At 61.6% G+C, this 21,160-nt stretch carries 18 protein-coding genes; 15 read left to right on the top strand and 3 right to left on the bottom strand.

All coding sequences use genetic code 11. The features are described 5' to 3' along the window. The first annotated feature begins 7 nt into the window (after positions 1-7). Positions 8-781, top strand: coding sequence for a LamB/YcsF family protein (locus AC0IPL_RS16340; protein ID WP_474275705.1), 774 nt, complete (start codon positions 8-10; stop codon positions 779-781). Between the two features lie 188 nt (positions 782-969). Here the strand turns inward: AC0IPL_RS16340 and AC0IPL_RS16335 are convergent, their stop codons facing one another. Continuing rightward, positions 970-3,465 carry an ATP-binding protein gene (locus AC0IPL_RS16335; protein ID WP_474275703.1) on the bottom strand — a complete coding sequence of 832 codons (2,496 nt, stop codon included), beginning with the start codon at positions 3,463-3,465 and terminating at the stop codon, positions 970-972. 5 nt (positions 3,466-3,470) lie between these two features. Further along, complete coding sequence (locus tag AC0IPL_RS16330; RefSeq protein WP_474275701.1) at positions 3,471-4,193, bottom strand: winged helix-turn-helix domain-containing protein; 723 nt, start codon at positions 4,191-4,193, stop codon at positions 3,471-3,473. A 252-nt stretch (positions 4,194-4,445) separates the two neighbouring features. Between AC0IPL_RS16330 and phnD the strand changes: the two genes are divergently transcribed. From phnD to AC0IPL_RS16265, 13 genes are all read left to right on the top strand, one after another. Continuing rightward, on the top strand, positions 4,446-5,426 hold the full coding sequence (phnD, locus tag AC0IPL_RS16325; protein WP_474275699.1) for a phosphate/phosphite/phosphonate ABC transporter substrate-binding protein: 981 nt from the start codon (positions 4,446-4,448) through the stop codon (positions 5,424-5,426). A 126-nt stretch (positions 5,427-5,552) separates the two neighbouring features. Beyond that, the gene (gene phnC, locus AC0IPL_RS16320) at positions 5,553-6,326 is read left to right on the top strand and encodes a phosphonate ABC transporter ATP-binding protein (RefSeq protein ID WP_474275697.1); all 774 of its coding nucleotides are present in this window, start codon (positions 5,553-5,555) and stop codon (positions 6,324-6,326) included. Beyond that, entirely contained in the window at positions 6,323-7,117 is a 795-nt protein-coding gene (gene phnE / locus AC0IPL_RS16315; RefSeq protein ID WP_474275695.1) for a phosphonate ABC transporter, permease protein PhnE, read from the top strand. The genes phnC and phnE (AC0IPL_RS16315) overlap by 4 nt, the downstream gene beginning before the upstream one ends. Beyond that, positions 7,117-7,926 (top strand): phosphonate ABC transporter, permease protein PhnE, encoded by an 810-nt coding sequence (gene phnE, locus AC0IPL_RS16310; protein ID WP_474275766.1) that lies wholly within the window; start codon positions 7,117-7,119, stop codon positions 7,924-7,926. The genes phnE (AC0IPL_RS16315) and phnE (AC0IPL_RS16310) overlap by 1 nt, the downstream gene beginning before the upstream one ends. A gap of 108 nt (positions 7,927-8,034) precedes the next feature. Continuing rightward, positions 8,035-8,937: an HAD-IIA family hydrolase gene (locus AC0IPL_RS16305; protein WP_474275693.1), complete on the top strand. Its 903-nt coding sequence runs from the start codon at positions 8,035-8,037 to the stop codon at positions 8,935-8,937. Between the two features lie 263 nt (positions 8,938-9,200). Further along, positions 9,201-11,258: a putative bifunctional diguanylate cyclase/phosphodiesterase gene (locus AC0IPL_RS16300; protein ID WP_474275691.1), complete on the top strand. Its 2,058-nt coding sequence runs from the start codon at positions 9,201-9,203 to the stop codon at positions 11,256-11,258. Between the two features lie 462 nt (positions 11,259-11,720). After that, positions 11,721-12,719: a TRAP transporter substrate-binding protein DctP gene (gene dctP / locus AC0IPL_RS16295; protein ID WP_474275688.1), complete on the top strand. Its 999-nt coding sequence runs from the start codon at positions 11,721-11,723 to the stop codon at positions 12,717-12,719. Positions 12,720-12,772: 53 nt separating this feature from the next. Beyond that, positions 12,773-13,444: a TRAP transporter small permease gene (locus AC0IPL_RS16290; RefSeq protein WP_474275686.1), complete on the top strand. Its 672-nt coding sequence runs from the start codon at positions 12,773-12,775 to the stop codon at positions 13,442-13,444. Continuing rightward, entirely contained in the window at positions 13,441-14,730 is a 1,290-nt protein-coding gene (locus AC0IPL_RS16285) for a TRAP transporter large permease (protein ID WP_474275683.1), read from the top strand. Before AC0IPL_RS16290 ends, AC0IPL_RS16285 begins: the two co-directional genes overlap by 4 nt. Before the next feature lie 319 nt (positions 14,731-15,049). Continuing rightward, positions 15,050-16,009: a dihydrodipicolinate synthase family protein gene (locus tag AC0IPL_RS16280; RefSeq protein WP_474275681.1), complete on the top strand. Its 960-nt coding sequence runs from the start codon at positions 15,050-15,052 to the stop codon at positions 16,007-16,009. Next, a complete protein-coding gene (locus AC0IPL_RS16275) occupies positions 16,000-16,926 on the top strand; it encodes a 4-hydroxyproline epimerase (RefSeq protein ID WP_474275678.1) in 927 nt (308 codons plus the stop codon). The genes AC0IPL_RS16280 and AC0IPL_RS16275 overlap by 10 nt, the downstream gene beginning before the upstream one ends. A gap of 58 nt (positions 16,927-16,984) precedes the next feature. Then, on the top strand, positions 16,985-18,223 hold the full coding sequence (locus AC0IPL_RS16270) for an NAD(P)/FAD-dependent oxidoreductase (protein WP_474275676.1): 1,239 nt from the start codon (positions 16,985-16,987) through the stop codon (positions 18,221-18,223). Between the two features lie 15 nt (positions 18,224-18,238). Then, positions 18,239-19,264 (top strand): trans-3-hydroxy-L-proline dehydratase, encoded by a 1,026-nt coding sequence (locus AC0IPL_RS16265; RefSeq protein WP_474275674.1) that lies wholly within the window; start codon positions 18,239-18,241, stop codon positions 19,262-19,264. 45 nt (positions 19,265-19,309) lie between these two features. On the opposite strand, the gene AC0IPL_RS16260 is transcribed toward AC0IPL_RS16265, so the two are convergent. Further along, entirely contained in the window at positions 19,310-20,329 is a 1,020-nt protein-coding gene (locus AC0IPL_RS16260) for an Ldh family oxidoreductase (RefSeq protein WP_474275672.1), read from the bottom strand. A 150-nt stretch (positions 20,330-20,479) separates the two neighbouring features. Between AC0IPL_RS16260 and AC0IPL_RS16255 the strand changes: the two genes are divergently transcribed. Continuing rightward, positions 20,480-21,160, top strand: a complete 681-nt coding sequence (locus AC0IPL_RS16255) for a GntR family transcriptional regulator (RefSeq protein ID WP_474275670.1) — start codon at positions 20,480-20,482, stop codon at positions 21,158-21,160.

Genomic DNA, 21,160 nt, shown 5'->3' with positions numbered 1-21,160 from the left:
AGATGAGATGACCCGAACTGTCGATCTGAATGCCGATATGGGCGAGAGCTTTGGCGCCTGGTCCCTGGGGGATGACACCGGACTGCTGAACATCGTGACCTCGGCCAATATCGCCTGCGGCTATCACGCGGGCGACCCGGACGTGATGGCCGCGACAATGAAAAACGCGGTGGCGCGGGGAGTGGGCATTGGTGCGCATCCGGGTTTTCCCGACCTTCAGGGCTTTGGCCGCCGACGCATGTCCGTGCCGAACGAAACGCTGGGGAACATGGTGCGCTACCAGCTTGGCGCGGCGCAGGCGATGGCGCGCGCTGCGGGCGGCGCGGTGCGCCATCTGAAACTGCACGGGGCGCTGGCAAACATGGCCTCGGAAAATGTTGCGATGGCGCAGGCCTGTTACCAGGCAGCCTTGTCGGTGGACCCGGACATCATCGTGATGGTGTTGGCTGGCACCGCGCAGCAGAAGGCCGCGGAGGAGCTGGGCTGCAAAACCGCATGCGAAATCTTTGCTGACCGGGCCTACAACGACGATGCCACATTGGTGGACCGCAGCCTTCCCGGTGCGGTGATCCATGACCCGGCAGAGGCCGGACGGCGGATGGTAGAAATGGTGCGAGAGGGCGCCATCATCACGGCCAGCGGTAAGCGCATCGCGGCGCGGATCGACACCATCTGCCTGCATGGTGATACCCCGGCTGCGGTGGCGATCGCCGCCGACGTCAAAAACGCTCTGCAGGCCAGTGGTATTAAACTGGCAAAATTCGAAGGGGCGACTTTGTAGGTTTCGCACGCCGGACGACGGGCGGCGATACCTGCCCGCGCTCGGCAGCCGGGATCCAGACTGCGTGGCGCGGTAAAGCTACGGAAGGGCAGCAGACGACTGTTGGGACGAGCAGGGCTCCAAAGTGCTGAGGTCGCGCCGTCTACCTGTATGTACGTCTGGCGCAGGATGGCGTGTCTGCATGTGCATCAGGTCGTCAATAGGTCGCGTAGCATTGCATCCGTAACCGGTTTGGTCAGCCTGTCCAACCGGTTCACGCCTGTCAGTGCTGTGGGAACACGTGCGGCTTCTCTCGTCGACATCAGCACCAGCCGACACTCGGGGTGCAGCTCGTGCGCCAGCTGCAGGATCTCCCAGCCAGAGGCGCCATCGTCCAGGTTAAGATCGCTCAGGACCAAATTCAGCGGGTCTTTCTGCCGGATCTGTGCCGTGCCATCGGCGAAGCTGGGAGCGGTACACACAGTGTAGCCCAGATGTTCCAGCACGCGGGATGTGGCGGCCAGGTTGGCCGGATCATCGTCGACCACCAGAGCGGTCCCAGCGGGGGGCGTGCGGCTATGGGGGCTAGTGTCAGCTTCCAGCGGAGGGAAATCCAGCGTGACAGTTGTGCCTTGGGCTGGCGGCTCGGTTCTTGAGGTGATGGTCAGATATCCGCCTGACTGGTGAACAAAACCATCCACCATGGACAGCCCAAGCCCCGTGCCGTTGCCATCGTTGCGGTGGGTGTAGAAAGGTTCGGCGGCCCTTCGCAGGACGTCCGGTGGCATACCGCAGCCGTCGTCGCGGATGGACAAGCTTGCGCCACCGCCCTTTCCTGTGCCGACGGTAACCAGAACTGTGCCCGCGCCGGTGAGTGCTTGCCCGGCATTCACACACAGGTTCAAAACGGCACTTTCCAGTTGCCCCGGATCGACCCGCGCAAAGACAGGGGTTTGCGAAAGCTCGAACCTGAGAGACACAGTCTCCGGCAGCGCGATCTCCAGCAGGTCCGCCATGCCCTGGACCAACATCCCGACGTCTGTGACCTGCGGTTCCAGATGCTGCTTGCGTGCAAAAGCCAGCAGGCGCTCCGTCAGGGATACGCCCAAGTCCACGGCAGACCGGATGCGGGCGCGAAAGTGTCGGGATTTTTCCGCGTCCGCCTCGTCCAAAAGGTGCAGGTTGCCAGAGATGCTGGACAGAATATTGCCGAAGTCATGGGCGACTTCGCCGGTGACCTTGCCAAGCGTTTCAACCCGGCGGATTTCCTCCAGCCGTTCGTCGATGCGCTTTCGCTCTGTGGTTTCAGACAGCAGCCAGACCGCGCCGCCATCCGGCATCGGCGAGTGGCGTAGCTCCAGCACATGGCCGGACGCATCTGCATATTCCTCAAAGCCGCCTCGTTCCCCTGCGCTGGCCTGCCGCACGAACGCCGAGCAGGCAATAAGCCCCTGCATGTCGGTGCGGGTTTTGCCGTCGTCCGGCGGAAGCCGTAAAAGGGAGCGAAGATTGCCGTTTTCCGCTTCGATTTGGCCGTCGACCGCAGTGATGGCGACGCCATCCTTGATATTGCGGAACACGCGGGAGAACAGCGCGTTCTGTCGGCGGATTTCTCCGGTGCGGCGGTCCAGCTTGCGGGCGTTGTCGCGAAACACCTGAAAGGCGGCGAAAAGCTGGCCGATCTCGTCCTTGCTGACGCGCGCGCGGGGCAGGTCGCTGCGATGATCACCCGCGGCGAGTTTGCGCATCGCCACAGCAACGCGGCGCAGGTTGCCGGTAACGTAGCGCGAGACATAGAGCGCAGAGGTCACCGCCACCAGCAGGCTCATCAATGTGAACGCGAAGAAGGAATTCTTGGCGATGCCGAGGTTGTGCGAGGTTTCGGCTCTGGCGCGGCTCAGGCGGGCCTCTGCCTGCGCGACTTTTTCTTCTGCGTAGGTGGTCACGCGGCCGACTTCCTGCCGGATACGAAAAAGCGCGTTCTCCGCGTCAAGCGCGGCGGCAAGTTCACGGTGTTTGAGCACAAAGAGCCCACCGTTGCGGGACAAAGAGGCCTGGATCTCGCGGTAGGTGCCAAGATGCGGCGGCAGCAGGCGCGGCTCCAGGCGGGCGCGGATGGCGGTATAGCGACGGGTGAACTCACCCAATTCGATCAGGGCCGCGGCCCGTCCGGCGGCGATGGCGCTGGCCGATAGCTGCTGCAATTCGGCCCAGATCTCCCGCTCTGCCAGCGGCAGCGTTGTATTGCCTGACTGCCGCTGGATGCGTCCGTTCAGTCGCTGCATCTCGCGGTCTATCGCGATCAGGTCCGCTTTGCGTGCTGTTTGCGGAACCAGTGCAGTGGTCAAATCGTCGATGGCAACCCGCAGCCGCGCCAGGGGCAGGTGCAGTGCGGAATCTCCGGTCGCATGGGCTGAAATCCGGGCCAGGCTGTCGCGGACTTTTGCCGCTTCCTGCTCAAGCTGGAAGGGGGGAAACAGCGCATAAAGAAAAGGGGCGGAGGTCGCCAGATCGGCGGCATGGCGTGACAGATCGAGCGCCTTTGATACTTCGGCCAGTGTGTCCTGATGCAGCACGTTCATCCAGGCTTCGGTCCGGTTCAGCACCCGCATCCCGATCAGGCTGACCAGCAGGATCAAGGCGAATAGCACCGCGATGGCAGCAGAAAGCCGAACCCGAACGCTGAGAGAAGAGAGCCAAGGCACCACCCTCAGCTCCCTGAAAGCCGGAACACGTAGCCCTGCGCACGCCGGGTTTGCAGGTGAACGGGTTTGGAGGGCACACTTTCAATCTTGCGGCGCAGGCGCAGGATCAACACGTCGATGGTGCGATCCACGTAGCGCTGCATATCAGAGCCGAGCTCTTCCAGCAGCTCCGGGCGCGGGATGACACGGTCGGGGTTGCGGGCGAAATATTCCAACAGGCGGTATTCGGCGTTGGTGAGCGGGATCTCCTCGCCCTCGCTGTCCAGCAGGCGGCGGGATTGCACGTCGATCCGCTTAGCGCCAAAAACAATTTCCTGGCCGGGGTTGGCGCTTGGACGGGCGGTGCCGTGGCCATAGCGACGCAGGACTGCCCGGATGCGGGCCACCAGTTCACGCGGGTTGAAGGGTTTTATCATATAATCATCGGCCCCGGTCTCCAGACCGATGATCTTGTCGATCTCGTCGCCGACACCGGTCAACATGACGATGGGGATTTCATAGCGTTCGCGGATGTGGATCGCCAACGTCAGGCCGGATTCGCCGCGCAGCCGCAGATCGATCAGCGCCAGGTCCACCGGCGGCGGGTCGCCAAGAGCGTGAAAGGCCGGGATGTCGGCACAGCAAATGGCGTCAAACCCGCTCTCTCGCATTAGCGCAGACAGCGTGTCCCGCATGTTGGCGTCATCGTCAACGATGGCAATGAGCGGCTCTGTCCTGCCCTCCTGCATGCAACCCTCCTCCTGTCACCTGCGGATATTTTCGCGGCGCGCACGGCATCCGCCCTTTGTCAGTGTCGCAAGTCGCTGCAAAGTTTAAGGGGATGTGGGAAAGATTGTAACACTGTTAACATGAATCCTGCCGTCGCGCGGTTCCGTTAACAGAACGTGGCTCGCCTGCCCAACTGCGCCGCGCCTATCGTTGCGGGGTCAGCGCCTGATCAACCGGGGAGGTTTCCGGCAGGCGTATCTAGGGAGGATACCATGACAAAACTTTTCACCCGTGCCGCAACGGCACTGGGCGTTCTGTCGCTGAGCGCCTTTGCAGCCGCTGCCGAAGACTGCGCCGAGCGCGGCGCGCTGGACGCGCTGTATTGCGATGCAAACGGCGACCTGGTGGCAGACACGCCGACCGACCCGGCCAAGCTGAGCAACCCCGACACGCTGGTCTTTGCCTATACCCCGGTCGAAGATCCGGCGGTTTATGCCGACATCTGGGAACCGTTCATTGAGCACCTCTCGGAAAAGACAGGCAAGGATGTGCAGTTCTTTGCGGTCCAGTCGAACTCTGCCGAGGTCGAGGCAATGCGCTCTGGCCGTCTGCACGTGGCGGGCTTCTCCACCGGGCCGACGCCCTTTGCGGTGAACCTGGCGGGCGCCGTGCCCTTTGCCATCATGGGCGCCGAGGACGGCCAGTTCGGCTACAAGCTTCAGGTCTTCACCCAGGCTGACAGCGACATCAAGGAAGTGAAAGATCTGGCGGGCCGCCGCGTGGCGCATACCTCGCCGACTTCGAACTCCGGCAATCAGGCACCTCGCGCGCTGTTCCCTGACTTGGGCGTGGTGCCCGACAAGGATTACGAGGTCATCTATTCCGGCTCCCACGATCAGTCGATGCTGGGCGTGGTTGCGGGCGACTATGACGCGGCGCCGGTGGCCTCCGAAGTGGTGGACCGCATGGCGGAGCGGGGTCTTTATGACACCGCGGATGTGCGTAAGATCTGGGAAAGCGATCCCTTCCCGACGACCTCCTTCACGGTGGCGCACAATCTCGACCCTGAGCTGACCGAGAAGATCAAGGAAGCGTTCTTCAGCTTCGATTTTGCCGGTACCAAGCTGGGCGAAGAGTTTGATGGCGTCAGCAAGTTCATCCCGATCACCTACAAGGATCAATGGGCGGTCATCCGCCAGATCCAGGCCTCCAACGGTGTTGAATACACGCCGCAGGGCCTTGCCGGGAAATAACACTATCTACAAATGAAACAGCCCGGTCAGCACAGGTCTGACCGGGCGCCTTTCGCGGCCCGGTTTACGTCTCTGCCCTGTGGCAACGTGACAGGGGCGGGGCCGCGCTATGTCCGGGAGACCGTCATGCTGAAAATCACCAAACTGACCAAACGCTACGGATCTGGCGATCCGGTGCTGAAGGAGCTGGATCTGACCGTCGAGGGCGATCAGCTGACCTCGGTCATTGGTTCGTCCGGCGCAGGCAAAAGCACCCTTCTGCGCTGCATCAACCGCCTAGTGGAGCCGACATCCGGCACCATCGATCTGAATGGCACCAATTTCACCAAGCTGAGCCGCCGCGAGCTGCGCACCGCGCGGCGCCGGATCGGCATGGTGTTTCAGAGCTTCAACCTGATCGACCGGCTGACGGTGATGGAAAACGTCCAGTCCGGGCGGCTTGGCTATATCTCCACCTGGGCGGCGCTGACCCGGCGCTACCCGCGCGAAGATATCCGCCATGCCTATGAACTGATGGAGCGGGTGGGCATCGCCCATTATGCGAACAAGCGCGCCGATGAGCTGTCGGGGGGCGAGCGCCAGCGGGTCGGCGTGGTACGCGCGCTGATGCAGCGGCCCGAGATCCTGCTGGCGGATGAGCCGACTGCCTCGCTCGACCCCAAGACCTCTGAGCAGATCATGACGCTGCTGCGCGATCTGGCAAATGAGCTGAAGCTGCCGGTCATTATCAACATCCACAACGTGACCGAGGCCAAGGAATTCAGCGATCGCATCGTCGGCATGCGCTACGGGCGGATCATCTTTGACGACAAGCCGGAGGCGCTGGGCAAGGAGCAGATGGACGAGATCTATGCAGGTGTGCCCGCCGAGGACCGCGCTCAGGTCGGGGCGGCGGCATGAGCACGGTCAAGGACACCTGGCGCAAACCGCCGTTCATTGCCAACCCGTTGCTGCGCTACGGGCTGTTGGCCGCAGTGGTGGTCTATTTCGTGGTCACACTGGCGACTCTGCCCATCGACTGGGACCGCGTTTCGGACGGGATGACACGGGCGCAGCGCATCTTTAGCGGTGCCTTCCCGCCCAGTTTCGAACGCGCTGGACTGCTGTTCGACGGTTTCATGGAGAGCCTGAAGATCGCCATCCTCGCCACGGTCGGCGGCATTCTTCTGTCGGTGCCGCTGGCCTTCATGGCGGCAGGAAACATCGCGGTGAAACCGGTCTATTTCCTGGGCCGCGGCATCATCATCGTTGCACGTAGCTTCCACCCGGTGATCGTCGCGATCATCTTTGTAAAGGCCGTGGGCTTTGGCCCCTTTGCGGGCGCGTTGACGCTGGTGGTCTATTCCATCGGCTTTGTCGCCAAACTGCTGGCAGAGCGGATCGAGGAAATCGACTTTGGTCAGGTCGAGGCAATGCGATCCGCCGGGGCCGGGTTTATCGCGACCCTGGCCTATGCGGTGATGCCGCAGATCATGCCGCGTCTCGTGGGCCTCGGCATCTACCAACTTGACAGCAACCTGCGCGCCTCTGCGGTTGTTGGCATCGTGGGTGCGGGCGGGATCGGCGCGACCCTGGCCAATGCCTTTGGACGCTACGACTACGACTTTGCCTTGGCGATCACCATGGTCATCGTCGGCGTCATCCTCATCTCTGAGGCGGTGAGCGGATTTATCAGGAAACGGATTGCATGATGACCGGCCAACCATTGAACCAAACCCTCGACCATTGGTCGCGCTTTACCCTGCGCCAGCGGCTGATGCGCTATGGCGGCTTTGCCCTGACCCTGCTGGTCGTTGCCTGGGCGCTGAGCAGCATCGACGTGATCTGGGCCTGGGTCTGGGACGCACCGTCGCAGATGGGCGACCTGTTTGGCCGAATGATGCCGCCGGACCCCTCAAACCTTCCGTCGATCCTAGAGGCGATCTGGCAGACGGTGAACATCGCCACACTGGCGACGATGATCGCCGTCGTGGTCTCGCTTCCAGTGGCCTATATCGCGGCGCAGAATACCACACCAAACAAGTTCGCCCTGTGGGTCGGGCGCTTCATCCTGGTGTCGTCGCGGTCGGTGAACACCATCATCTGGGCGCTGTTGTTCGTGGCCATCTTCGGTCCCGGAATCGTGGCGGGGATCGTGGCGATCATGTTCCGCTCAATCGGCTTCCTCGGCAAGCTGCTGGGCGAGGCGATCGAGGAGATCGACCGCAAGCCGGTTGAGGCGCTCGAAGCTTGCGGCGCGTCGCGCTTCAAGATCGTGCTGTACGCCATCGTGCCACAAGTGATGCCCGCCTTCTTTGCCGTGGCAATCTTGCGCTGGGACATCAACTTGCGCGAATCCACCGTTCTTGGCCTTGTCGGCGCGGGCGGCATCGGCATGATCCTGCAAGGCGCGATCGACACTTTCAATTGGCCCGAAGTGTCGATGGTTCTGCTGACCATTCTGGCCCTTGTCGTCTTTGGCGAGGTGGTGTCTTCCTACCTGCGCAAGAAGATCTTGTAACACACACACGGTCGCAGTCGGCCTTCGGTCATTACGCCCTGACGCCTTGCCGTCGGAGGCGCAGAGACCGAAATCCGGCTGCGGCTGTTCCGACGGGAAAAGAGCGAGATGATCAGCACGGATCACGCATTCGACATGTACGAGAACCTGCGCTCGGTGCTGCCGTCCGCAGAGGTTCCGTCAGCGGCGCAGCATGGTCGCGACCTTGGCGACACAGCCGCGGATTACGACGCCTATGTCCTTGATGCTTTCGGCGTGCTGAACCGCGGCGAAGCCGCAATTGCAGGTGCGGTGGAGCGTATGGCCGCGCTGCGCGCATTGGGAAAACGGCTGGTGGTCCTGACCAACGCCGCGAGCTACACCCGTACCGAGATCCTGGCAAAGTACCATCGGCTTGGGTTCGATTTCGACGCGTCCGAGGTCGTGTCCAGCCGGGATGTCGCCTTTGCAGCCTTGTCGGCGTTGCCGGACGGGCAAGCCTGGGCTGCTGTCGCGGCCGCGGGCGACGATTTCAACGACGCACCCGAAACGGTGCGGATCGAACATCTGAACGATGACCCGGAGCTGTTGCGCACGGCGGGCGGATTCCTGCTGTTGTCCTCCGCGCGCTGGAGCGACAGGAACACGGCCGCCCTTGCGGAGGCGCTGCTGGCCAACCCCAGGCCGCTGGTCGTGGCCAACCCGGATCTGGTCGCCCCGCGTGAGACGGGCCTGTCTGTCGAGCCGGGTTTGATCGCGCATCAGATCATGCAAAAGACCGGCGGTCGGGCGGCGTTCTACGGCAAACCTTTCGGCAATGCGTTCCAAGCCGCGCTTGCCCGGCTGGACGGCATTCCGCTCCATCGCATTGCGATGGTTGGGGACACGCTGCACACGGATGTGCTGGGTGGGGCGGCTGCGGGGCTTGGCACGGTTCTTGTTACGGATCACGGTCTGTTCAAAGGACACGATGTCGTCCCCTATATTGCAAAATGCGGGATAAGACCGCACTGGATCGTTCAGACGACCTGAGAGGCTTTGGTGCGACAATGGCGGCTTCTGCGGCACTTGGTTTCAGGACGCTGCACGGTTGTGGTTTCGCGCCGCACCGCTGCGACAGCCAAAGCAACCCGCGCTGACAGATGCCGATGGACACGGTTCGGGCTAGCGGTCAAGCGGGCTCAAGTTTCTTAAAATTATAATATTTGTCAAATGGTTAACGAGCGTGCGTTGGCGCTTCATTAAGTATTCGGTGGGATTACGGTAGTCTGACGGACTATCAACTGAGGCACTCAATGTACCGAATTTTGGACTGCATCGCGATGCAGCATGACACCGGGCTGGTGGCGGTGGCCGCTTTGGTCTGCATCGTTGGTGCCAGCCTTTCCGTGCGGCTGTCCAGTCGGTTGACTGCTGCCAGCGGGCGGCGGCAGCTGATCCAGTTGGGACTGTCCAGCATGATCGGCGGCGCAACCATTTGGTCGACCCATTTCATTGCCATGCTGGCGTATGAACCAGGGTTCGAGAATGGCTATGAGCCGCTGGTCACGGGCCTCTCTCTTTTGGTTGGGATGTTGGGCGTGCTGACTGCCAATGCCGTTCTGACCTATGGGCGTGGCCGGTCTATGCCACTGGTGGCGGGCTCCCTGTTTGGTCTGGGGGTGTCTGCGATGCATTACACCGGGATGAAGGCTTTCCTGCTGCCCGGCACAATAGAGTGGAGGTCGGAATACCAGCTCGCATCCGTTCTTGCGGGTGCGGGCTTCGCAGCCCTAAGCTATCGCTTCATCGCGTCCAGCCGACAGGGCAGCAGGGACTGGATGTACGCCTCCGGGCTTCTGGTGCTGGCGATCTGTGCCATGCATTTCACCGGTATGAGTGCAATCGACGTGCGCCTTAGCCCGCTGGTAGAGGTGCCGCCCAAGGTGATCGCCGACACCACCCTCAGCATGTTGATCTTTGGCGTCATGGGGTTGATCCTGCTGGTCGGTTTTGCCTCCGCCAGCATTGAGTCGAATCTCGAAATCGAGGCGCAGGACAAGTTGGCCCATGCCGCCTTGCATGATCCGCTGACAGCGATGCCAAACCGCATGTGGCTGACACAATATTTGTCGTCCTTGCGTCTGCGTTTGCAACGGGACGAGACAGAACGCGCCGCGGTGCTGACCATTGATCTCAACCTGTTCAAAGAGGTCAACGACTTGCACGGTCACGCGGTGGGGGACAAAGTGTTGCAGGCGGTGTCGGAACGTCTGCGCGGACAGCAAGGGGCGGACGAGCATATCGCCCGCGTCGGCGGGGATGAGTTCGTTGCCGTCAAGCAAGGGTTCCGGCGGATCGAACAGGTGTTGTCTTATGCGGAACGGTTGCATGCCTCCATCATCGAACCGATTGACCTTGATGCCCTGTCCGTGCGGGTTGGTGCCTCCATCGGCGTTGCGACCAGTCTGACGGATGGCCGGGATCCACAGGATCTGCTGTATAAATCTGATCTGGCGATGTATCGCGCGAAATCCGATTCCGCGGCCAGCATCTGCCAGTTCAGCGCCGAGATGGATCGCCAGAGCCGCGACCGGTTGCAGCTGGTTCATGACCTGCGCCAGGCCGGGGCCGCGGGGCAGTTTGAGCTGGCCTACCAGCTGCAAAACGACCTGACCACGCTGGACCCGATGGGGTTTGAGGTTCTTTTGCGCTGGAATCACCCGTCGCGGGGCAGGGTGTCTCCCGCGGAATTCATCCCCATCGCGGAGGAGACCGGGCTGATCCGCGAAATCGGTCACTGGGTTCTGCGGGCCGCCTGCACCGAAGCTGCAAGCTGGTCGCACCCGTATCAGGTGGCGGTGAATGTGGCGCCGCAGCAGCTGGTTCAGCCATCGTTTGTCGAGGATGTCATGGACGTCTTGCTGGAGACCGGCTTGTCACCAGAACGGCTGGAGCTCGAAATTACCGAATCCAGCATCATCGACGACCAGGCCCATACGCTGAAGGTCATGCACCAGTTGAAGGACTATGGCGTCCGGATCGCGATGGACGACTTTGGCACCGGGTATTCGTCGCTGGCGACCTTGCAGACCTTTCCGTTCGACAAGATCAAGATCGACCGCAGTTTCGTGCGGGGCGTCCACAAAAACGCACAAAGCGCCGCCATCGTGCGGTCGACGCTTTTGCTGGGGTCCGCGCTGAAAATTCCCGTTCTCGCCGAAGGTGTCGAGGAAAAGGAAGAGCTCGCTTTCCTGCAACAGGAAAAATGCGCGTCCGTGCAGGGCTTCTACTTTGGGAAACCCATGAATCAGGCGGAGATGCGAGAGATCGTAAGCCAGGATTTGGCGCGGATGCGCGCTAAAACAGCTTAGCGGCGAAGACGCTCCTTTTTGCAGATGTGCTGCATAGGCTGAGGTGATCTGGGGGGGCAATAGCCCCCCCGGTGTCGTTCCTGAAGCGGGTGATTCTCCTTCTCAGATGCGTGCGCCCCAGCAGCCAAATCGACGGATCCCACGCTGTCGGAAATCGGCTTGTGACCCTACACGTATGTAAATAATAGGCGTTTTTTAGTTGGCCGGTAGGCGGTCAAGACTATTGGATTTTGGATATTGTATCAGTATAAGGCTCGGAGCTGCGTTTGGGAGGATGAAGCATGGCTGGGTCTGACGGACATTTTGTGCGCGCCGCTGGGGCGTCAGTTTGACCGACCGGTTCGAAATGCTTCAACAGCGTGCCGTGAACGGCAACTGGCATGCCCGCAAGAAAAACGCGCGAAGAGAAGCCGGGCAGCCGGTTGGATTTGGTATTGCCTTCACAACATGGAGAACTGAGGAATGAAAACGCTGTTGAAAGCAGTGGCGGCCAGTGCACTGGCCCTGCAGGTCGCTGCACCCGCCTTCGCTGAGGACATCAAACTGCGCTTTGCAGGTGTGTTCCCGATCGACCATCAGGGTACGAAAATGATGGAACAGGTGGCGGCTGAGGTGAATGCCGCTGGCGTTGGCTTGGATATGACCGTCTTCCCGGCCAGCCAGCTGGGCTCTGGCGAGGCGCTGTTCGAAGACGTGGCGCGCGGCAACATCGACTTTGCGTCGGCCTTTATCTACTCCGACACCGATCCACGTCTGGAGTTCCTGAACATGCCGTTCCTCGTCAGCAGCTATGACGACATGGACCGCGTGCTGCGCGACATGGATTCGGACTACAACCGCATCCTGCAGGACATCACCGACGAATATGGCATACGTGTCATGGCCGCCAACCCGGAAGGCTTTGTCGGCATCGTTGCCACCCGCGAACCGGAAAACTGGAACAACTTCGAAGACAAGGGCATGAACATTCGTGTCTGGTCCTCGAACGCGGTGAAATCCACCGTAGAGGCACTGGGCTATCGCGCCACCACCATGGCCTGGGGCGACATTTTCCCGGCGCTGCAGTCCGGCATCGTGGACGGCGCGATCTGCTGCACCAAGACCGCAACCTACTCGATCTTTGCCAAATCCGACGTTGGCACCCATTTCGTCGAGTACAACTCGCTGCTGGAGCAGACCTTCTACTATGGCTCCGAACGGACGCTGGCCAAGCTGAACGACGAACAACGTGCGGTCATCCAGGCGGCCATGGATAAGGCCTCTGCTGACTTCTTTGAGTACAACCGCAAGAACGACGAGGCCTATGGCCAGAAGCTGGTCGACAGCGGTTACACGATCCTCAAGCTGAACGACGAGGAACAGAAGGCGATGGCCGAATACGTGCGCAGCGCCATCTGGCCGACCATGGAAGGCGCCGTGGGCAAAGATGTGATTGACCAGGTTCTGGCAGCCGTTCAGTAATCACCTACAGCAGGGGCAGCACGCGAGGTTGCCCCTGTCTGCGTTTGCAACATGTGAGCGCCCTGGCGGATGGCATCGTGCCGGGAGCGGGACAAAGACGGACCTGCGGCGAGCGCGTGTTCCGGCTTTTTGGCTTTCAGGGCGCTCAACGTCAAAAAGGGGGCAAGATGGCCCGAGTAACGGACGAACTGCCGCGCGTCATCGGTGTGCCGATGAACTGGGCGATGTTTCTCATGAAAGCGATCGTCATATTTGCCGGCACGCTGATGGCCGTGACCTTTGGTCTGGTCGTCATCGTGCGCTATGGGCTTGGCGGGGACCTTTTCGCGTATGAAGAGTGGCTGTTGGCGATCAGCATCGTCGGCTTTTTCGCAGGGGCTGTGCTGGCGTCAGAGCGCCGACTGCACATCAACGCCGACATTCTGGAAGTGGTGATTACCAACCCGCGCTGGATCTGGTGGCGGGGCTTCATTGTCCTGGCGATTGAGCTGATGGTCACGGTTTTCATCGTTTATGCCTGCTATGTGTCGCTTGCCGATGATTTTTCCTTCCCGCGCCTGCGGGCAACGCCAGCCCTGCGCATTCCCTTTGTCTCTTGGCGCATTGCCATCATGGTTGCCTTCGGCTTCATGGCGATGTTCTCGGCCGCGCATCTTTATGTCCACATTCGAAAAGGTCTTGGCCTGCCTCTCAAATCTGACCTGAACCCGGAGGCGCAATCATGATCATCGTCGGAAGCCTTGTTATCGTGTGCGCCATGCTGCTGCTGGGCGTCAGCGTCTTTGTGGCCTTTGGGGCGGTGCTGATGTTCATAGCCCTGGTCGGCGATCAGTCGATCACCGGCTACCTGCCAACAGGCTCTACCGGATTGCGGTCGCTGGTGCTGCTGGCCATTCCTTTGTTCATGATCGCGGGCGGCGTGATGGAGCGTGGCCGTATCGCGGCACCGCTGGTGGCAATTGCGGAGATGTTTGTCGGTCACCTCAAGGGCGGCTTGAGCGCGGCGGCGGTTCTGGCCTGCGGGGTGTTCGGCTCTATCGCGGGCAGCGCGAATTCGACGCTGACCTGCATTGGCGGCATCATGCTGCCGCATCTGAAAAAGGCGAACTACCCCGAGGGAAAATCCGCAGCACTGCTGGTGGCGGCCAGCCCCCTTGGCCTGTTGATCCCGCCAAGCGCCAATCACATTCTTTATGGCTGGGTGGCGCAGCAGCACGTGCTCAAGTGCTTTCTGTCCACGGTTATTCCTGCTTTCATCCTGATTACGCTGTTGATCATCACCAACCGTTTCATGCTGCGCAAGCATGACGACATCAAACTGTCAGAGCAGCCATCGCCCTTTCTACCCGCGCTGAAGGCGCAGGGGCGGGTGGCCGGACCGGCGCTGATGATGCCGATCATTATTCTGGGCGGGATCTATGGCGGCATCATGACCCCGACCGAAGCCGCGGGCATCGCGGTCGTCTATGCGATCCCGGTTGCGATCTATTTTTATCGCGGGCTAACGTGGCGGGGGCTGCTGGAAACCATCCAGAAGTCCGGCGTCACCATTGGCGTGGTGATGATTATGATCTTCATGGTGCTGATCGTCTCTGACAATCTGATCGCCCAGGGCGCACCGCAGATCGCCCAGCAGATGGTCTACTCGGTTTCCGACAACCCGATCGTGATCCTGTTGATGATCAATGTGGTAATGATCCTGATCGGCATGCTGATGGATGACATCTCCGGCCTGCTGCTGTCGACGCCGATCCTGTTGCCGATCGCGCAGAGCGTCGGCATGGACCCGATCCATTTTGCGGCCGTGATTGGCGTCAACCTCGGCATGGCCAATATCACGCCGCCAACTGCACCGCTGCTGTATCTGGGCGCACAGGTTGCCGAGACCCCGGTGGCAAAAATGCTGTGGCCGACGCTGGTGTTTATTATCTTCGCCTGGTTGCCGACGCTGATGCTGACCACGTTTGTGCCGGCCGTGGCGCTGTGGTTGCCCGAGCTTCTGCTAGGCTGAGTGTGCCCGTTCCGCCAAGGGCACACATTGTACAAGAGGGAAAAGTCGGCGGTCAGCGCCGACTTTTCTGTTTCAGAATGGTTGCCAAGTCCCTGCGGCAGCGGTGTCCTGTGGATGCGTGGCAAAAATTGCGAACCAGGGTGAAAAGGCATTGGATTTTGGATCCAAAATGCACTAAGACCGTTTTGCAGAGTCGCGATCCCCGGATTTTCGACATGCGACAGGTTTTTTGGGGACTTCAGAAAACCGGGCGTGGCCCGGCCTGAGTCTCGACACGGCAGGCTGGCCCGCAAGTCGGCATATTCAATAAGGAGCAACCATGTCCCAGAATGTCTTTACGGGTACCATGCCCGCACTCATGACGCCCTGTAAGGCGGACCGCACCCCGGATTTCGACGCCCTGGTGAAAAAGGGCAAGGAAATGATCGCCGCGGGCATGTCTGCCGTGGTCTACTGCGGTTCGATGGGCGACTGGCCGCTGCTGACCGACGAAGAGCGCATGACCGGCGTTGAACGTCTGGTCGAAGCAGGCATCCCGACCGTTGTGGGCACCGGCGCGATCAACTCCAAATCCGCAGTGGCGCTGGCGGCACATGCGCAGAAAGTCGGCGCGGCCGGTCTGATGGTGATCCCGCGCGTGCTGTCCCGCGGCACATCTGCCATCGCGCAGAAAAACCATTTCAAGGCGATCCTGACCGCCGCCCCCGATGTGCCTGCGATCATCTACAACAGCCCGGTTTATGGTTTTGCCACCCGCGCGGATCTGTTCTTTGCGCTGCGCGCTGAACACCCGAACCTGGTTGGCTTCAAGGAATTCGGCGGCAAGGACGATCTGCGCTACGCAGCAGAGCACATCACCAGCAAGGACGATCAGGTCACCTTGATGGTGGGCGTGGACACCGAGGTCTACCACGGCTTTGTCAATTGTGGCGCCACCGGCTCCATCACCGGCATCGGCACCGCCCTGCCCAAGGAAGCCCTGCTGCTGGCAGCCCTGTCGCAGAAGGCTGCCGAGGGCAACGCCGAAGCCCGCCTGCGCGCGCGTGAGCTGGAAGAAGCCTTTGGCGTATTGGCCAGCTTTGACGAGGGCACCGACCTGGTTCTCTACTACAAGTACCTGCTGGTTCTGAACGGCGAGGAAGAATACCGTCTGCACTTCATCGAGACCGATGAGCTGACCGACGCGCAGCGCAACTATTGCGAACAGCAGTACAACCTGTTCCGCACCTGGTTCGCTGATTGGTCCGCGCAGGGCGGGATTATCGCTGAATGCATGTAATCGACAGCCATACCGGCGGGATGCCCACACGGGTCATCCTTGAGGGCAGCCCCGACCTTGGGTCGGGGCCGCTTTCCGCGCGGGCAGAGGCGCTGGCCAAAGACCATCTGGATTTCTGCAACGCGGTGCTGCTGGAACCACGCGGCCAGGCCGGCATGGTGGCGGCGCTGCTGGTGGAGCCGGTGGACCCGGACTGCGTAGCGGGCGTCATCTATTTCGATGCGGATGCGGTGCTGGGCATGTGCGGCCATGGCACCATCGGCCTCGCCGTCACTCTGGCGCATATGGGACGCATTTCCCAAGGCACCCACAGGATCGAAACCCCGGCAGGGGTGGTCACGGTGGAGCTGCATGACGCCAACACCGTCTCTGTCACCAACATCGAAAGCCGCCGCATCCATCACGACGTGACGGTCGAGGTCGCGGGCCACGGCGCGATCACCGGAGACATGGCCTATGGGGGCAACTGGTTCTTCATCGCGGAGTCGCCGCTGGAGGTGTCCGGCGCCAACATCACTGCGTTGACGGACCTGTCGGTTGCCATTCGCGAGGCCTGCATTCGCGGTGGCATCAGCGGCCCCGAAGGGCAGCCGGTCGATCACGTGATCCTCAGCGGCGCCAGCCCGAACGCATCCGCGCTGCGCCGCAATTTCGTGCTGTGCCCGGACAATGAATATGACCGCTCTCCCTGCGGCACCGGAAGCTCGGCTTTCGTGTCTTGCCTTGCGGCCAACGGTCAGCTGGCAATGGGCGAGGAGATCCTGCTGGAGAGCGTGATCGGCAGTTCCTACAGGCTGTCTTATCGGCCCGGTCCGACGGATGGGGTCATCCCGCGCATCACCGGCCAGGCCTATGTGATGGCGGAGTCCAGGCTGGTGTTCGCCCCCGACGACCCGTTCAAGGCCGGTATCGTCTGACTATCCGGCGGGGCGCCTCTGCCGCCCCGCTTCTTCTTTGGCTCAGAGGGCAGATCCCATGTCGCAGGATATCGTTGTCATCGGCGCAGGTGTCGTTGGTATCAGCATCGCAGCCGAGCTGGTCCGCCAGGGGCACAAGGTGCGGGTGCTGGACCGCAAAGGCGTTGCCGCCGAAACATCGCAGGGCAACGCCGGGGCATTTGCCTTTACCGACGTAATGCCGCTGGCGGCGCCCGGCATCATGCGCAAGGCGCCAAAATGGTTGCTGGATCCGCTTGGACCGCTGTCGATCCCGCCGCGCTATGCGTTGCAGATCGCGCCCTGGATGCTGCGGTTTTGGCGCGCCAGCTGGCAGGACCGCCACGATGCGTCTGTTGCAGCCCAGAGCGCGCTGATGGATCTGTCCCGCGCGGCGCTGGAACGCCAGATCGCGGCCACGGATGGGGAATGCCTGATCCAGCGTGACGGGCAGTTGCAGCTGTATGAGGGCGCGGCGCAGTTTCGCGACAGCCTACCCGGATGGGAGCTGCGCGGCCGCTATGGCATCAGGTATGAACTGCTGCGCAGCCCGGAGGAAATCGCCGAAATTCAGCCGGGGCTCGACCGCCGGTTCACCCACGCGGGCTTCACGCCGGACTGGATCAACACGACCGACCCGAAAGCATGGACAGAGCATCTGGCGCGCGGTTTTGTCGCCGCCGGCGGAGAGATCCTGAGCAGCACTGTCCGTTCTATCGTCCAGGATGGGGCGCGGGTGGAGCTGGTCTGCGAAGATGGCAGCATGACGGCAAGCAAGGTCGTGGTGGCAGCCGGCGCCTGGTCGCACCATCTGGCGCGCACCATAGGCGATCGCATTCCGCTGGAGACAGAGCGTGGTTACAACACCACCCTGCCAGCGGGGGCGTTTGACGTGCGTACCCACCTGACATTCGGCGCGCATGGCTTTGTGGTCAGCCGGATCAACGGCGGTGTGCGGGTTGGCGGCGCGGTGGAACTGGGGGGGCTGAAACTGCCCCCCAACTACACGCGTGCGGATGTGTTGCTGCAAAAAGCTGCCCGATTCCTGCCGGGGCTTGAGACCACCGGCGGCACCCGCTGGATGGGGTTCCGGCCGTCGATCCCGGATACGCTGCCCGTCATCGGCACCTCTCCGCGGGCCGAAAATGTGATCTATGCCTTTGGCCACGGGCACCTTGGCTTGACCCAGTCCGCCGCCACCGCGGAACTGGTGCGCGACGTGGTTGCGGGCAGGTCCGGTGCGATTCCGCTTCAGCCCTACCGGGCTGACCGATTTTGAGCGAGGGAGCAGTAAATGCGTAGCGCAAAGACGATCCATGTTATTTCGGCCCATGCCGAAGGCGAGGTCGGGGACGTCATCGTTGGTGGGGTGTTGCCGCCACCAGGTGAGACGCTGTGGGAGCAGCGCAATTTCATCGCGCAGGACGAGACGTTGCGCAGTTTTGTGCTGAACGAACCGCGCGGCGGCGTGTTTCGCCATGTGAACCTGCTGGTGCCGCCCAAACACCCCGAGGCCGTCGCCGCCTGGATCATCATGGAGCCGGAAGACACGCCGCCGATGTCTGGCTCGAACTCTATCTGCGTATCTACCGTTCTTCTGGATGGCGGTCTGGTGCCGATGCAGGAGCCGGAAACGCATATGGTGCTGGAGGCGCCGGGGGGGCTGGTCCGTGTGCGGGCGGAATGCCGCAACGGCAAGGCAGAGCGCATTTTTGTGCAGAACCTGCCCAGCTTCGCCGACAAGATCCAGGTGCCGCTTGAGGTCGAGGGGCTGGGCACGATCACCGTGGACACGGCCTATGGCGGAGACAGTTTCGTGGTGGTTGACGCACAGGCGTTGGGGTTTGAAATCGTCGAATCCGAGGCCAAGGACATTGCCCGCCTTGGCGTGCGCATCACCGATGCCGCCAATCAGCAACTGGGGTTCAGCCACCCGGAAAACCCCGAATGGGACCACATCTCCTTTTGTGCCTTTTGCGGTCCGCTCAGCGAAACGGAAACCGGTCTCAGCGGCAAATCGGCTGTGGCCATTCAACCGGGCAAGGTTGACCGCTCGCCAACCGGCACCGCGGTGTCGGCACGCATGGCACTGATGGCGGCGCGTGGCCAGATGCAAGTCGGGCAGACCTTTGATGCCGTGTCGATCATCGGCTCGCGCTTCTCCGGCCGCATCCTTGAGGCCGCAAAGGTGGGCGCGCGGGCGGCCATCGTCCCGGAAATCAGCGGTCGCGGCTGGGTCACGGGGATTCACCAGCATATGCTGGACCCGGATGACCCCTGGCCGGGCGGCTATCGCCTGTCCGACACCTGGGGCGCCTGAGGGCAATTTGACGTTGGGGGCTGATCCGATCAGCCCCCATGTGATTCAGGCCCCCCTGAGCGCGGTCAGGTCATCATACAGGGCTTGCGGTATTTCCACATAGCCACGCTCCAGATTGCGGGCGCGGGCGGCAAAGCGGCGCTGCGAGGGCAGGCGCGCGCCCTGGTCGATGATATCGGCAAACAGCCGCTCGGCGCGGGCGTCGTTTTCTGCGGTGCGGCCTGAGCTGAAATGCTGCGGATCAAACGCAAGGATGATCTCGCCGTGATAGGGGGCGCCACCGGCGCCATCCGCGAATTCCATGCTCTCCAGACTGGTCAGGTCGTCGATCAGCGGTCCTGCCATCAGTTCAATCATGATCGACAAGGCAGAGCCCTTGTAGCCGCCGAAGGTCAGCATCGCCCCATCCAGCGCCGCTTGTGGATCGGTGGTGGGGTTGCCATCCTTGTCGATCGCAACCCCTTCGGGCAAGGGTTTGCCGGCGCGCTTGTAAAGCTCGATCTCGCCACGGGCGAAACCGCTGGTCGCAAAGTCAAAGGTAAACGGGTCCTTGCCTGCACGCGGCCAGGAGAAGGCGATCGGGTTGGTGCCAAGGCTGCCGCGGGTGCCGCCGGCCGGGGCCACCCAGGAATGGCTGGGCACCATCGCCAACCCCGCCAGTCCGGCAGCGGACAGGCGCTCCACCTCCGGCCAGAGGGCAGAGAAGTGAAAGCAGTTGTTGATCGCAAGCGCCGCGATACCATGTTTGCGCGCCTTGTCGATCAGCGCGGGCATCGCCTGGTCCAGCGCTAGCAGGGACATGCCGCTTTGTGCGTCCGCGCGCACGATGGCGGTGTCTCCGGTGGTGATTCGGGGCTGGACCTGCCCGTCGATTTTCCCGGCGGCCATCGTCTGCTGACACATAAACAGGCGGAACAGGCCGTGCGACTGGCAATCATCCAGCTGACAGGTGTACAACATCTCGGCTATGGCGCGGGCGTGGGCCTCGCCATAGCCCGACTGCCTGAGAACCGACAGCGCCAGATCCTTGATGTCCGGGAGGGGGAGGTGTTTCGCGGTGGTCATGGCAAGACTCCAAATTGGTGCTCTGGATATTGGATGCAATATCCCGTGATGGTCTGGCAAACGGTTTTTATCTTCTGATACCTTAAAAGCTCCTGTATGGTCAGGTTGTTGTGAAATTTGCATCCAAAATCCAAAAGGGGAGGGGGCCACATGACGGGCAGGCGTGCTGTCAAGAAGCAAAGCTTACCTGAGATTATAGCAAGCGACCTGAGGCAGCGCATTCTCAGCGGTGAACTGGCAGAAGGCGAGGCGATCCGGCAGGAGCTTCTGGCAAAGGAATACGATGTCTCTAGGATGCCCGTTCGGGAAGCCCTCAAACGTCTGAGCGCCGAGGGGTTGGTGCACTGGGAGAACAACCGGGGCGGGACCGTAATCAAGCATTCCCTGCGCGAAATCGGTGAGATCTTCGATTTGCGCATTCTCATCGAGGTCGACCTGTTTCGCCGTGCCATTCCCCACATGACAGCGGCGGATTTCGAGGCCTGTGAAAAGCTGTTGGCCGAGATGGAAGGCTCTTACGAGGCGGATGACGTCAGCCATTGGGGTCAGTTCAACCATGAATACCATATGGCGCTTTACGCTGCGGCCGACCGGCGCATGTCGAAAGAGTTTCTGGAGCGCATCAGCCTGCATTCGGACCGATATGTGCGCATCCATCTCAGCGTCATGAAGCAGCGGCAGCCTGCCCGGGAAGAGCACCGAAAGCTGCTGGACCTGGCCGCCCAGCGGGACGCCGATGGGGGGGCTGTCCTGTTGCAGCGCCACATTGAACGCACCAAGACCGAGCTTCTTGAAATGATTGCAAAGCAACGACGTCTCGCGGGGGAGTGA

This window comes from Leisingera sp. SA32 (genome assembly GCF_056033425.1).
Note: the sequence above shows the minus strand (reverse complement) of the source record. Positions and strands in the feature narration are given on the sequence as shown.